The organism is Phyllobacterium sp. CCNWLW183, assembly GCF_037203775.1.
Classification (GTDB): domain Bacteria; phylum Pseudomonadota; class Alphaproteobacteria; order Rhizobiales; family Rhizobiaceae; genus Phyllobacterium; species Phyllobacterium ifriqiyense.
In genome coordinates this window covers 135,441-148,987 of the sequence record NZ_JBBCBN010000003.1, presented here as the reverse complement: position 1 = coordinate 148,987, position 13,547 = coordinate 135,441, and the positions used below count along the sequence as shown (strand labels likewise).

The 13,547-nt window shown below is 54.1% G+C and carries 11 protein-coding genes and 1 pseudogene; 8 read left to right on the top strand and 4 right to left on the bottom strand.

Translation table 11 applies throughout. The features are described from left to right. The first annotated feature begins 69 nt into the window (after positions 1-69). Positions 70-1,506 carry a glutamine synthetase family protein gene (locus tag V9K95_RS08815; protein ID WP_115051253.1) on the top strand — a complete coding sequence of 479 codons (1,437 nt, stop codon included), beginning with the start codon at positions 70-72 and terminating at the stop codon, positions 1,504-1,506. A gap of 193 nt (positions 1,507-1,699) precedes the next feature. Continuing rightward, positions 1,700-2,986: an NAD(P)/FAD-dependent oxidoreductase gene (locus V9K95_RS08810; RefSeq protein ID WP_307282868.1), complete on the top strand. Its 1,287-nt coding sequence runs from the start codon at positions 1,700-1,702 to the stop codon at positions 2,984-2,986. Between the two features lie 23 nt (positions 2,987-3,009). Here the strand turns inward: V9K95_RS08810 and V9K95_RS08805 are convergent, their stop codons facing one another. Further along, positions 3,010-4,134, bottom strand: a complete 1,125-nt coding sequence (locus V9K95_RS08805) for a beta-ketoacyl-ACP synthase III (protein WP_336440583.1) — start codon at positions 4,132-4,134, stop codon at positions 3,010-3,012. A 140-nt stretch (positions 4,135-4,274) separates the two neighbouring features. Here V9K95_RS08805 and V9K95_RS08800 point away from each other — a divergent pair. Continuing rightward, positions 4,275-4,598, top strand: a pseudogene (locus tag V9K95_RS08800) (inorganic phosphate transporter); the annotation flags it as partial. Positions 4,599-4,893: 295 nt separating this feature from the next. Here V9K95_RS08800 and V9K95_RS08795 read toward each other — a convergent pair. Together V9K95_RS08795 and aceA are read right to left on the bottom strand one after the other, a co-directional pair. Beyond that, positions 4,894-5,127 (bottom strand): SMc00767 family acetate metabolism repressor, encoded by a 234-nt coding sequence (locus V9K95_RS08795; protein ID WP_336440582.1) that lies wholly within the window; start codon positions 5,125-5,127, stop codon positions 4,894-4,896. Positions 5,128-5,149: 22 nt separating this feature from the next. Then, positions 5,150-6,439, bottom strand: a complete 1,290-nt coding sequence (gene aceA / locus V9K95_RS08790) for an isocitrate lyase (protein ID WP_115051249.1) — start codon at positions 6,437-6,439, stop codon at positions 5,150-5,152. A 242-nt stretch (positions 6,440-6,681) separates the two neighbouring features. On the opposite strand from aceA, the gene V9K95_RS08785 reads away from it, so the two are divergent. Further along, complete coding sequence (locus V9K95_RS08785) at positions 6,682-8,127, top strand: helix-turn-helix domain-containing protein (protein WP_307282876.1); 1,446 nt, start codon at positions 6,682-6,684, stop codon at positions 8,125-8,127. Here V9K95_RS08785 and V9K95_RS08780 read toward each other — a convergent pair whose 3' ends face one another. Next, positions 8,128-8,997, bottom strand: coding sequence for a LysR family transcriptional regulator (locus V9K95_RS08780; RefSeq protein ID WP_115051247.1), 870 nt, complete (start codon positions 8,995-8,997; stop codon positions 8,128-8,130). It lies immediately after the preceding gene. Positions 8,998-9,486: 489 nt separating this feature from the next. Between V9K95_RS08780 and V9K95_RS08775 the strand changes: the two genes are divergently transcribed. The 4 genes from V9K95_RS08775 (at position 9,487) to V9K95_RS08760 (ending at position 13,533) form a co-directional block, all read left to right on the top strand. Further along, positions 9,487-10,575, top strand: a complete 1,089-nt coding sequence (locus V9K95_RS08775; RefSeq protein WP_336440581.1) for a polyamine ABC transporter substrate-binding protein — start codon at positions 9,487-9,489, stop codon at positions 10,573-10,575. A 67-nt stretch (positions 10,576-10,642) separates the two neighbouring features. Further along, positions 10,643-11,788 (top strand): ABC transporter ATP-binding protein, encoded by a 1,146-nt coding sequence (locus tag V9K95_RS08770; protein WP_115055258.1) that lies wholly within the window; start codon positions 10,643-10,645, stop codon positions 11,786-11,788. Positions 11,789-11,801: 13 nt separating this feature from the next. Further along, entirely contained in the window at positions 11,802-12,713 is a 912-nt protein-coding gene (locus tag V9K95_RS08765; protein ID WP_336440580.1) for an ABC transporter permease subunit, read from the top strand. A gap of 1 nt (position 12,714) precedes the next feature. Beyond that, a complete protein-coding gene (locus V9K95_RS08760) occupies positions 12,715-13,533 on the top strand; it encodes an ABC transporter permease subunit (protein WP_115055256.1) in 819 nt (272 codons plus the stop codon). Positions 13,534-13,547: the final 14 nt, after the last annotated feature.

The window sequence follows — 13,547 nt, the reverse complement described above, 5'->3', positions numbered from 1 at the left end:
CGGGCCCAGCCTCCCATCGGCCTGTTTTATGCGCTATCATCCTGTCACCGAAACTAATCCTGGTGATTGATGCCTTCCGAAACTCCCGAAAAGAAATCCGCGCGAACCTCAGCGAAGCGGCCGCGTACGCCTGCCTATGTCAAAGCCACACGCGGAGTAAAAAACTGGCGTGAAGCTGCCGAATGGCTGGCCTGGCGGGATATCGAAGACATAGAATGCATCACGCCCGATCAAGCTGGCGTGGCGCGGGGCAAGATGATGCCCTCGAAGAAATTCACTTCAAACACATCGCTTGCACTGCCATCGGCTGTTTTCATGGCGACGATTTCCGGTTCTTATCCGGAAGATGGCCATGGGTTCGCCTATCCTGAAGATGATGGCGATCTCAAACTGATGCCAGACCTTTCCACCCTGTCGGAGGTGCCATGGGAAAGCGACCCTACTGCTCAGGTCATTTGTGATCTGGTAAACAAGGATGGGCATGCGGTCGAGTTTACGCCGCGCAACGTATTGAAGCGCGTGGTGGCGGCATATCACAAGAAGGGGCTGAAGCCCGTCGTTGCGCCTGAAATCGAATTTTATCTCGTCAAGAAAAACCCCGATCCTGACTATCCGCTGACACCGCCAGTTGGCAGGTCGGGCCGCGCTATCGGCGGCGGACAGGGCTATTCAATTGCGGGCGTCAACGAATTCGACGAACTGATCGATGACATCTACCATTTCTCCGAGAGTCAGGGCCTTGAGATCGATACATTGATCCATGAAGAAGGTGCAGCGCAGCTGGAAATCAACCTGCGTCATGGCGATCCGGTCGAACTTGCCGATCAGGTTTTCCTGTTCAAGCGCACGATCAGAGAAGCGGCGCTGAAGCACGATATGTATGCGACTTTCATGGCCAAGCCCATTCAGGGACAGCCGGGGTCTGCCATGCATATCCACCAGTCCATCGTCGACAAGAAGACCGGACGCAATGTCTTCTCCAATCCGGATGGTACGGAAAGCGAAGCGTTCAGGCATTTCATCGGTGGTATGCAGAAGCACGTTCCGGCTTCGCTGGTCATGTTTGCGCCCTATGTGAATTCTTATCGCCGCCTGACGCCGGCTGCTTCGGCACCGGTCAACGTCAAATGGGGCTATGATAATCGCACCACGGCATTCCGTGTGCCGCGCTCCGACCCGGCGGCGCGTCGCGTGGAAAATCGTATTCCGTCCTCGGATGCCAATCCCTATCTGGCGCTGGCAGCATCGCTTGCCTGCGGGTTGCTTGGTATGAATAATCGGATTGAGCCCGATGCACCCGCTTCCACGACGGTTAATGACAATTTGATCGAGCTGCCTCGCGGATTGATCGAGGCCACCTTGCTGTTCGAGCAGGACAAGGATTTGATTGCCATGCTGGGTGAGTCTTTCGCGATCACCTATGCCGCCATCAAACGTGCAGAGTTCGAAACCTTCATGGAGGTTATCAGTCCTTGGGAACGTGAATTTCTGCTGCTGAACGTTTGAGTTTGGCAGCAGCATCTTCGTGCGTGGTCCGCCATTCGACAAGCTCGGGAGGGGCCACCATGAGGGAAGTGATTGATTGCGGTGCTGAAACTGTTCGGCAATTAACTTGCAGGGCAATACCTTCCTCATGGTGAGTCCCGTCGAACCACGCACGGCGTTTTTGCCTCAAGAGTGAACAAGATTGCATCAATATATGGCTTACCAGTCTCCCATCTCGCCCGGCATATCGTGGTACGAAACGACGATTTCTGATCGTACGGAATATCCACCTCTGGATGGCTCTCGCACGGCTGACGTTGTGATTATTGGCGGCGGATTCACCGGCCTGTCGGCAGCCGTGCATCTGGCGTCTTCAGGTGTTGATGTTGTACTGCTGGAAGCGTTCCGGTTTGGCGACGGGGCGTCGGGGCGTAATGGCGGCCAGCTTGGTACGGGTCAGCGCGCATGGGCGGAAGAGCTCGAGGCTCAATATGGCTTTGAACGCGCCAAAGCCCTGTTCGAGCTTGCCGAAGAGGCAAAGAGCCATTTGCTGGAATTTGCTGAAACCCATCAGATCGATATTGAATATGTGCCCGGCCAGATGTCCGTTGTGCACAAGAAGCGTTACCTCAAGAGCTACCGCGAACATGCGGAGCTTATGACGACGCGATTCAATTATCCGCATATTCACTATATGGAAGCCGATGAGACTGCCGAACGGCTGGGCTCCAACCGCTATTTCGGCGGCCTTTACGACAAAGGAACGGGGCATATCCAGCCGATGAAACTTGTTGTCGGCACCGCCAGCGCAGCGGCAAGGGCAGGCGCTCATCTCTATGAGAACACCAAGGTTACCGGCATTAAATCCGAGAACGGCAAGGTGCGTGTCACCACTGCGACCGGTACCGTCACTGCGGCAAAGGCCTTGATCGCGGTCAATGCCTATGGCGGTAACCTTGAACCCATCAGCGCGTCGCATGTCATGCCGATACGCTCCTTCATAGGCGCAACAGTGCCATTGGGTGACGATAGCCCGGTGCTGCCGGGTGGCGAAAGCGTGGACGATTCGCGTTTCGTAGTGCGCTACTTTCGCCGCTCAAAGGATGGCCGCCTGCTGTTCGGCGGTCGTGAGGCCTATACTGCCGACAATCCGCTGGATATAAGCACCCATATTCGCCGCCAGATCGCCGAGATTTATCCAGCCCTTGCCAATGTGGAGATGACTCAAGCCTGGGGCGGATCGGTTGGAATCACCATGCCACGCCAGCCTTTTGTGCGGGAGGTCATGCCCAATGTGATTTCAGCCGGCGGTTATTCGGGCCATGGCGTCATGCTGTCCAATTTCGTCGGCAAGCTCTATGCGGAAACTGTTGCTGGCAATCGCGACCGGCTGAAGCTTCTGGAAGACCTCAAAGTCCCGGCATTTCCGGGTGGGCGAACATTCCGTTCGCCCATGCTGTTTCTGGCGCTCAGCTGGTACGCTCTGGTGGACCGGATTTAACGTGCTTTTGCAACAAGAGTAGCCTAAATCTTCCGCACAATCACGCTGCCCACGGAATAGCCCGCTCCAAATGAGCAGATAACGCCAAGGCTTCCCGGCGCAAGGTCATCGGAATATTTCGAAAATGCGATGATCGAGCCTGCCGATGATGTATTGGCGTAATCCTGCAAGATATTGGGCTGTTCGCCAGGTTCCGGTTCACGGCCAAGCACTTTCACCCCGATCAAATCGTTCATTCCCTTATTTGCCTGATGCAACCACAAGCGTGAAAGATGCGCAGGCGCGATATTCTCATCGGCGAGATGTGTCAGGATAAGATCGGAAACAATAGGCACGACCTGTTTGAAAACCTTGCGGCCCTCCTGCTTGAAAAGCATATCGCGGCGATCGCTCATGTGACCTTCGCGTGTACGGCGCAGAAAGCCATTATTGTTGCGGATATTGTTGGAGAACTGCGTCAGACAGCGCGTTGAGACGATCTCAAAACGATCTTCTGCGGTGGCCAGATCGTCGCGTTCGAGCAATACTGCCGTACAAACATCGCCAAAGATAAAATGGCAGTCACGATCGCGCCATTCTAGATGCGCCGAGCAAATTTCCGGATTGACCATGAGAATTGCGCGAGCGGAGCCGGAGCGGATCATGTCGGCGGCCGCCTGAATACCGAATGTTGCCGATGAGCAAGCCACATTCATATCGAAACCGAAGCCTTCAATACCAAGGGCCTGCTGCACTTCGATGGCGATCGCCGGATAGGCGCGTTCATGGTTCGACGCCGCGCAAATGACGGCGTCAATTTCCGATGCTTCACGCCCGGCCTTTTTTAAAGCCAGAGTGGCGGCATGGACGGCCATTTGCGCCATGACGGAAAGATCTTCATCGCTGCGTTCGGGCAAGACGGGATGCATGATGTCGGGATCCAGAATGCCCGATTTATTGAGCACATACCGATTTTCAATGCCCGAGGCGCGGAAAATGAAATCTTCGTTTGACATAGTCATCGCATCGCGCGTGCCAGCAGCGATTTCGCCCGCATACAGCTCGTTTTGCCGCGTTGCATAAGTGTTGAACGCCTCAACAAGTTCGGCATTGCTGATGGACTGGTCCGGCGTGAAAACGCCTGTACCGCTGATGACGACTTTATGCATGGGCGTTTCCAGAGTTTTTCTTCTTCAAAAAGCGATAGAGCAAATGAGACCCATTGTCATTAAAGCTTCATGCCATTGTCCTAGTGATTTGTCATTTCGATGAGGAATTTTCATGATGACAATGACCCGATACAACCAACATGGGAGTGGGTGTTGATCACCCATTGGCAAAGCCCGGAAAGCTCGGAAATTTGCCCAATTATGCCGTGGTTGCCATTTTCATTGGCGGCATGTTCTATGTGGGCTGGTCGCTGACGCAGGATCTGACGAGCTCTGTCGCTCTGCCATGGATACTTTTGGGGCTGGCGCTGGTCACAGCATTGGGCTTTGAGTTCGTCAACGGCTTCCACGACACTGCCAATGCCGTCGCGACAGTCATCTATACAAACTCGCTTCCCGCCGAGATTGCCGTTATCTGGTCCGGCTTCTTCAATTTTCTCGGCGTTCTCACGGCAAGTGGCGCGGAGATCCGAGGATCCACACATTGATAGCGCCTCCCTGTTCTTAGGGTTCGCAGGTCAAGCCAGAGAATGACGGGCGAGGTGATGCGTTTTGGAAACTGTTAAAACAAAACCGCCCGCAATTTCTCGCGGGCGGTTCTGCGCTGCCGTGCTGGTCCCCAGACCGAAACCAGAGAAGGCCACAGCAGAGCAATTCCAGGAAAAGTGGGAACCGGTTTTCCGTCCGGAATTGCGTAGACAAAGCTTATTTCCAGGAAAAGTGGGAACCGGTTTACCGATCAGAATTACGGTCCTGATCTTACTGCCGGGTTACAACGACGGGGATCAAAAGGTCTCCCCAGTTTCCATCACCGCCATGATGACGGGCAGAGCGGACCAGCTCGACCGAAACCCCAGCATCAACCGCCTTCATGACAGACTGGTTGAGGCGATGGAGATCATTGGCAACCATACGAATAACAGCCTGCTGGTCTGTATTCATGAAGGAAGCCTGTTCCTCAGCCCGTTCTTTTACGCGTGAAATGGAAGCCATGATCGTTCTCCTCTTGTTATCTCTATTCGGCAGCCGGGCGGAATTGCGCGGTTTCCGTTGATTCCTTCATTGCGGTTGTTGAAGACTGGCCACCTGTGATCGCCAGTGAAACCGCATCAAAATAGCCTGTGCCAACTTCGCGTTGGTGTTTGGTGGCGGTGTAGCCATTTGCCTCAGCGGCAAACTCAGCCTCTTGCAGTTCCGAATAGGCGGACATCTGCCGGTCCTTGTAGCCACGTGCCAGTTCAAACATGCCGAAGTTCAGCTGATGGAAGCCGGCCAGCGTAATAAACTGGAATTTATAGCCCATCGCACCGAGTTCGCGCTGGAATTTGGCAATTGTTGCTTCATCCAGATGCTTCTTCCAGTTGAAGGAAGGCGAACAATTATAGGCCAGTAGCTTGCCCGGATGTTCCTTGTGCACGCCTTCGGCAAAGCGTCGTGCTTGTTCCAGATCAGGCTTGGATGTCTCGCACCAGATAAGATCCGCATGTGGTGCATAGGCGACAGCACGAGCAATGCAGGAGTCGAGGCCATTCTTGACCTGATAGAAGCCTTCTGTTGTCCGCCCCGCATCATAATCAACGAAAGGCTGATCGCGCTCGTCAATATCTGAAGTCAGCAGCTTTGCAGCTTCCGCATCCGTGCGGGCAATAACCAGTGTTGGCGTACCCATCACGTCCGCAGCCAGACGCGCTGCATTGAGATTGCGAATATGCGCTGCTGTCGGGATCAGAACCTTGCCGCCAAGATGGCCACACTTCTTTTCCGAAGCGAGCTGGTCTTCATAGTGAACGCCCGCCGCGCCTGCCTCGATAAAGGCTTTCATAATCTCGAAAGCGTTCAGAGGCCCACCAAAACCTGCTTCAGCATCGGCGATGATCGGTGCAAACCATGTATCGACCGAAAGACCTTTACCCTCGGCGGTTTCGATTTGATCGGCACGCTGCAACGTCTTGTTGATGCGCTTTGCCAGTTCGGGAGCCGCATTCGCCGGATAAAGTGACTGGTCCGGATACATGGATGAGGCTGTATTTGCATCTGCGGCAACCTGCCAGCCCGAGAGATAGATCGCCTTCAGTCCGGCGCGAACCATCTGCATGGCCTGATTGCCGGAGAGCGCGCCAAGCGCATTGACGAAATCCTCCTCGTGAATGAGTTTCCACAACCGGTTCGCGCCGTTTTCCGCCAGCGTGTGCTTTATCTGAACCGAACCGCGCAGCCGCTTGACGTCTTCAGCAGTGTATGGTCGCTCAATATTGTCAAAGCGGCCAGCGGGCGCATTCGGTACAAGGTTGTAAAAATCAGTCATTGTTGTCTCCAAAAATAGATGTAAACACTCACGGCGACCAAATCAGGAAGCAAGATAGCCGCTTCTGTTTGACTAAATTTACATTGCACTGCGATGAAAGCGAGAAATATCGCCATTTTATGCCGATATATCGAGTTATCTTGTAATGGTATTTACAGATCGCGATTGTAAATCTGTAAATGTTGTAATAGGCTGCAAAGAGCGCTTTAATGTAAATATTGTCACAGAATGCGGGAGTTGTGATGGCTGAGGGAAAAATCTTCGCAGGTCCGCGCATCAGGCGCATCCGCAATGAGCAGGGTTTAACGCAGACCTCCATGGCCGAGGCGCTCGGCATTTCGCCTTCCTATCTCAATCTGATCGAGCGCAATCAACGTCCGCTCACCGTGCAGCTCCTGCTCAAGCTATCCTCCACCTATAAGATCGAGCTGGATACGCTGCAGCTTGAAACCGGATCATCCATGGCGTCGCTTAAAGAGGTATTTTCTGATCCGCTGTTGAATGGAGAACTGCCGGGTGATCAGGAACTGATCGAGATTTCCAACGCTGCGCCCAATGCTGCCACCGGCATGATCAAGCTCTACCGCGCTTATCGCGAACAGCAAGAGCGCCTGTCGGATCTTTCGGCGCTTCTGGCCAAGGACGGGCAGGCGCCATCGCTTTCCGGCACGCGCCTGCCGCTCAATGAAGTGCGCGAGGTGATGGAGCGCCGCGCCAATTATTTCCCGCGCATTGAAGGAGAGGTAGATAGCTTCCTCAGTCTGATAAAGCCCGGGGATGATCTTTCAGGAGCGCTGAAGGCGTGGCTGAAAAGCGAATATGGCACCACAGTTCGCATCCTGCCGGTCGCGACCATGCCCAACTGGCGCCGCCGTTATGATCGTCACTCGCAGCGCCTGTTTCTGTCAGAGCGCCTGTCGCCTTTCGACCAATTGCGTGAACTGGCCATGGAAGCGGCGCTGATCCGCATGCAGGTGGTCATTGCCGCCGAAATTCAGGATCTCAAATTCTCATCCGACGAAGCCCGCCGTATCGCCCGCTTTGAATTTGGCCGCTACGCCGCCCATGCGCTGATGATGCCCTATCAGGCGTTCCAGACCGCCGCTGCCCGCGCCAGATATGACATTGATGTGCTGCGCTCTCGTTTCTCCGTTTCCTTCGAACAAGCGGCAAACCGGCTCACCACGCTTGCCGCACCTGGTAACAGCATTCCCTTTTTCATGCTCGAAGTCGATCATGCGGGAAACCGTTTCCGCAGGGCGGGCGCGCAGGGTTTTCCACAATCGCGCTTTGGCGGCGACTGTCCCAAACTTGCCATTCATTCGGCCTTTGCGCAGCCCGGTCAAATATTGGTTGAGGCGGTGGAAATGCCGGATGGTGCAGAGTTTTTGACCATCGCGCGCACGCTCGAAGGTCCGCAAGGCGCTTTCAATGAGCGTCCGCGTCGTACTGCACTTCTGCTGGGATGTGACATCAGCTTTGCCGATGAGACAGTCTATGGTAGCGCGCTGGGAAATCGCAGCATTAGTGCCGCGCCTCTTGGCAAGTTTGTTGGTCTCACGCCTGTCGGGCCCGCCTGCCGCCTGTGCGAGCGCTCGGCCTGCCTTTCCCGTGCCGAGCCACCGGTTACACGCCCGCTCGGCCTTGATGAAATGGTCACAGGGTTGAGCGCGTTTGATTTTCAGTAATCATCCTCTCGGCCTTTGGCCACGAAACAGCGGCTGCTGTTTTTCGATCAGTTGCGCAAGCCGCTCGACCAAGGTGCGGATTTCCGGGCGCCGCCTGTCATCATCATGCATCACCAGCCATTGTCGGTGATAAAGCGGCTTGATCTCCTCGCCGGCCCGCACCAGCGAAGGGTCAGTATCGCCAACAAAGCACGGCAGCACTCCCCGTCCGGCTCCGCTACGCAGAAGATCATGCAGCATGCGCGGATTATTTGCCCAGATCGTCACCCATAGGTCTGTCTGAGCAAGCAGCCAGCGCGCAGAAGGTGCGACCGCGTCATCAGCCCCGATCCCCACCCAGTTGCAGTCACGCACCATGTTGAAATGGCTGGCGCAGTAGGGTGCATAGGCAACATCGCCAATCGGCCGCGCCGCCAGATTGCTGCTTTCCGGAAAGCTGTTGCGAATGCCGATTTCCGCTTCGCGATGCGCCAGATCAAGACGGATTTCCGCCGTCTTGAAACAAAGACGGAATGGGTCGTCAGGCGTCCATAGCTGCGCCAGATTGACCGCCATGAAATGCGACATCCAGCTGCCAGCTGAAATACGCACCGTCGGAAGCTCATTGACGCCTTCATTCCAGGCGCCGATAGACCGGGCGGCTTCGTTCATCGCCAGAACATGTGTGAGCAGCGCTTGTCCGTCCTTGGTCAGCGAATAACCGGTTTGCCGCCGTATGAAAAAGTTGCGCCCCATCTGGCGCTCCAAAGCCAATAGCCGCCGTCCTATTGTCGCCGGGCTTGCACCGGTTTTTTCCGATGCACCGGTTAAGCCACCCTCGCGCGCAACATGCAGGAAAAGTTTCAGGTCATCCCAATTCTCGTTTTTCATTTTTGAAAAATCTGTTTCATCGTTGCTCGTAGAAAACAGCCATTAATCTGCCCATTCTTCTCTCATGTGCAAACGGTTTTTTACTGGAGATAAATATGAGTGGCGATTTTTACCTGTTGTGGGGCACGGCCCATCAGCTAATAAGCCGGAATCAAAGGTGCCGGATGTCGGAGGATGAGTTTTATGAAAAGTACGGTGGACCACCAAGCCGGCTTTCCCTGTTGCTCAATCGCTTTTTTACATTGATACGTTCCGTGTTTTTCCGGGGCAAAGGTGCGTAACACCACTGAGTTTGATGCAAAAAAATTCATGCCCAAACAACTTTCTGCATAAGACCTGCGCGATCCCAGTTGACGAAGTCATCGCAATCTAAAAAGGTAGGGGAAACTTACCTGTGCGGTGCACCTTCGCGGATGCACAAAGATACAGTAAAGCGTCGATCTGGGAACGAGCGGCATTGTAGAAGGTGCTGGCAGCATGGAGAAAATAATGGGTATCAAAACAATATTGTTAACCGCAACGCTTGCGCTGGGGCTGACCACATCCGTGTGGGCGCAGGAACGCGTCGTTAATGTCTACAACTGGTCAGACTATATTGACCCGACCACTCTTGAAGATTTTACCAAGGAAACAGGGATCAAGGTCGTCTATGACACCTTCGACTCCAACGAAATTCTGGAAACCAAGCTTCTGGCAGGCGGAACTGGCTATGATGTTGTTGTTCCGACAGCCTCCTTTCTCCAGCGCCAGATTGCTGCCGGGGTATTCCAGAAGCTCGACAAGTCAAAGCTGCCAAACCTCTCCAATATGTGGGACGTCATCTCCGAGCGCGTCCAGAAATACGATCCCGGCAATGAATATGCGGTTGACTGGATGTGGGGAACCACGGGCCTTGGTTATAACGTAGCCAAAGCCAAGGAAATCCTGGGCAATGATGAGCCGCCGACATGGGATGCATTGTTCAAGCCGGAACTGGCTGCCAAGTTCAAGGATTGCGGCATTCATGTTCTCGACTCGGCAACCGATGTCCTGCCATCCGTTCTTGCCTATCTTGGTCTTGATCCTGACAGCAAGAACCCAGACGACCTGGCAAAGGCCGGTGAGTTGCTGGAAAAGACCCGCCCCAATATCCGCAAGTTCCATTCGTCAGAATATATCAATGGACTGGCCAACGGCGATATTTGCCTTGCGCTCGGCTATTCGGGCGATATTTTCCAGGCCCGCGACCGCGCAGCGGAAGCCAAGGCCGGTGTTGAAGTCGGCTATTCCATTCCGGGTGCTGCGCAAATGTGGTTCGACGTGCTGGCCATTCCTGCCGATGCGCCGCATGTGGCCGAAGCACACGAACTCATCAATTATCTGATGCGTCCGGATGTAGCCGCCAAGGCTTCCAACGTGGTCTTCTATGCCAATGGCAACAAGGCCTCGCAGGAATTCGTCAGCAAGGAAATCATGGATGATCCGGCGATTTATCCAACGCCTGAAGTTCTGTCGAAACTGTTTACCGTCACACCCTACGATACCAAAATTCAGCGTGTGGTGACGCGCCTGTGGACCAAAGTCGTCACAGGCCAATAATCAACAAAGACCCCGGCAGCAATTGCCGGGGTCTTTTAACAAAAGCGACAGAATATCGGGGCATATTATGAAGTCATTGGGAAGTTTTCGCCGCAAATTTGCACCCTGGAATGATCCGGAAGCAAAGCCCTTCATCGCTGTCGAGAACGTTACCAAGAGATTCGGCGATTTCACCGCGGTCGACGATCTTTCCCTGAATATCTACAATCGTGAGTTCTTTGCGCTGCTCGGCGCGTCGGGTTGCGGCAAGTCAACGCTGCTGCGCATGCTGGCTGGCTTTGAAACACCGACATCGGGCCGTATTTTGATTGATGGCCAGGATATGAGCGGCATTCCGCCGTATAAGCGTCCGGTCAATATGATGTTCCAGTCCTATGCGCTGTTTCCGCATATGACAGTCGAGGGCAATATCGCCTTTGGCCTCAAGCAGGATGGCATGCCCAAAAACGAGATCGAAGCCCGCGTTGCCGAGATGCTCAAACTGGTCAAGCTCGAACAATTTGCCAAGCGCAAGCCGCACCAGCTTTCTGGCGGGCAGCGCCAGCGCGTTGCCTTGGCGCGTTGTGTCGCCAAGCGGCCAAAGGTTTTGCTTCTGGATGAGCCTCTGGGCGCACTCGACAAGAAGCTGCGCGAGGAAACCCAGTTCGAACTCATGGACCTGCAGATGAAGCTTGGTCTGACATTCGTCGTGGTAACGCATGATCAGGAAGAGGCAATGACCATGTCAGATCGCATCGCGGTCATGGACAAGGGCAAGGTCAAGCAAGTGGCGACCCCTGCAGAAGTTTACGAAGCACCTAATTCGAAATTTGTCGCAGACTTTATCGGCAATGTGAATATGTTCGAGGGTACGGCGGCGGCGGTCGAAAAGGGCAAGATCGATATTGACGTTGCGACCGATAAAATGACGATCCGAACGGAGGCGACGCGCGACTGTTCTGTCGGGCAAACGGTCGGTTTCGCAATCCGGCCGGAGAAAATCAGAATCAGCCGTAAGGAGCCTGCAAACTCCTCAGTTAACACCGCTTATGGCGAGCTTTACGACATTGCCTATTTCGGTGACATGACAGTTTTCCATGTGCGGCTTGAAAATGGCCGTATCATCAAGGCGGCAAGCCTGAATGCAGTGCGCACGGTGGAAGACCCGCTTGGATATGAGGATATGGTCTGGGTCAATTTCGATACCGATGCCGGTATTCTTTTAACCGCGTGAGGAGGGCTATCCGATGCAAAAATTGATAGCATCTGTCACAAGCCGGTTGGTCATCAGCGTCCCTTATCTGTGGCTGCTGGTCTTCTTTCTTGTTCCATTCTTCATCGTATTCAAGATTTCCCTGTCCGAAGTGGCGATGGCCATTCCGCCCTATACGCCCGTGCTTGATATTACGGCGGGTATCAGGTCTGTCTTCAACAGCATATCGCAGTTCTCCTGGGATAATTATATCTGGCTGGTCGAGGATCCGCTTTACTATAAGGCTTATATTTCCAGCCTGCTCATAGCGGCGGTTTCAACCCTTCTGACACTCATCATAGGCTATCCAATCGCCTATGGCATGGCGCGCGCGCCTGCAAGCGTTCGCCCGACTCTGCTTATGCTTGTCATTCTTCCATTCTGGACCAGTTTTCTTATTCGCGTTTATGCGTGGATAGGCATTTTGAAGCCCGAGGGATTGCTCAATCAGTTTCTGATGTGGGCCAATGTCATCGATACCCCGCTGAATATTCTCAACACCAATACGGCGATTTTCATCGGTATCGTCTATTCTTATCTGCCGTTCCTCGTCCTGCCGATTTATTCGGCTTTGGAAAAGATGGATTATTCGTTGGTTGAAGCTGCCGAAGATCTTGGATGCCCGCCGCTCATGGCGTTCTGGAAGATCACATTTCCACTCTCAATGCCCGGTGTCATTGCCGGTTGCTTCCTTGTTTTCATTCCGGCTACCGGCGAGTTTGTCATTCCTGATCTCTTGGGCGGCTCGTCTACGCTGATGATCGGCAAGACATTGTGGAGCGAATTCTTCTCAAACCGCGATTGGCCTGTCTCGTCGGCGGTTGCGGTTGTCCTGCTTTTGCTGCTGGTCGTGCCCATTGTGCTGTTCCAGCGGTCCGAAGCCAAAGCCCAGGAAAGCGGGAAATAAAATGAACACAACCTGGTCCCGCTTTAACATTGCTTCGCTGGTTTTGGGCTTTGCCTTTCTTTATCTGCCCATCGTTCTGCTGGTGATCTATTCGTTCAACGAGTCCCGTCTCGTCACCGTTTGGGCCGGTTTCTCCACCAAATGGTATGTATCGCTTTTCCACAACCAAGCCTTTATCGATGCGGCTTGGGTTACCATCCGTGTCGGCCTGATTTCGGCGACCTTTGCTACCATTCTTGGCACGCTCGGTGCGTTGGCGATGACCCGCTACACGCGCTTTCGCGGGCGCATGCTCTTTTCCGCGATGATCTATGCGCCGCTGGTCATGCCTGAAGTCATCACAGGTCTGTCACTGCTGTTGCTCTTTGTCGCCATCGGTCTCGACAGGGGCATTTTGACAGTCACGCTCGCGCATATCACTTTTTCCATGTGCTTCGTGGCCGTGGTGGTTCAGTCGCGCCTTGTCACCTTTGATCGTTCGCTGGAAGAAGCGGCGATGGACCTTGGCGCAACGCCCGTCACGACGTTCTTCAAGGTGACATTGCCGGTTATCCTTCCTGCTGTCGTCTCTGGCTGGATGCTTGCTTTCACCCTCTCGCTTGATGATCTGGTTATTTCCAGCTTCACTTCTGGACCAGGGGCAACCACCTTGCCGATGCGCATTTATTCGCAGGTGCGTCTTGGCGTGACACCGGAGATCAATGCTGCCTGCACGATCCTTATCGCCATTGTTGCTGTGGGAGTAATCATCGCTTCGATTGCCAATAAGCGCCGTGAGGTCAACCGCGCCCGCGATGAACAGGCCGCCGCACGGAATTGATGCAGGAAATGCTG

Bases quoted from the DNA above. Each gene is read 5' to 3' on its own strand.
- V9K95_RS08780 (WP_115051247.1), bottom strand. From the start codon at position 8,997: ATGAAAAACGAGAATTGGGATGACCTGAAACTTTTCCTGCATGTTGCG.
- V9K95_RS08775 (WP_336440581.1), top strand. From the start codon at position 9,487: ATGGGTATCAAAACAATATTGTTAACCGCAACGCTTGCGCTGGGGCTG.
- aceA (WP_115051249.1), bottom strand. From the start codon at position 6,439: ATGACTGATTTTTACAACCTTGTACCGAATGCGCCCGCTGGCCGCTTT.
- V9K95_RS08760 (WP_115055256.1), top strand. From the start codon at position 12,715: ATGAACACAACCTGGTCCCGCTTTAACATTGCTTCGCTGGTTTTGGGC.
- V9K95_RS08815 (WP_115051253.1), top strand. From the start codon at position 70: ATGCCTTCCGAAACTCCCGAAAAGAAATCCGCGCGAACCTCAGCGAAG.
- V9K95_RS08795 (WP_336440582.1), bottom strand. From the start codon at position 5,127: ATGGCTTCCATTTCACGCGTAAAAGAACGGGCTGAGGAACAGGCTTCC.
- V9K95_RS08785 (WP_307282876.1), top strand. From the start codon at position 6,682: ATGGCTGAGGGAAAAATCTTCGCAGGTCCGCGCATCAGGCGCATCCGC.
- V9K95_RS08765 (WP_336440580.1), top strand. From the start codon at position 11,802: ATGCAAAAATTGATAGCATCTGTCACAAGCCGGTTGGTCATCAGCGTC.
- V9K95_RS08810 (WP_307282868.1), top strand. From the start codon at position 1,700: ATGGCTTACCAGTCTCCCATCTCGCCCGGCATATCGTGGTACGAAACG.
- V9K95_RS08770 (WP_115055258.1), top strand. From the start codon at position 10,643: ATGAAGTCATTGGGAAGTTTTCGCCGCAAATTTGCACCCTGGAATGAT.
- V9K95_RS08805 (WP_336440583.1), bottom strand. From the start codon at position 4,134: ATGCATAAAGTCGTCATCAGCGGTACAGGCGTTTTCACGCCGGACCAG.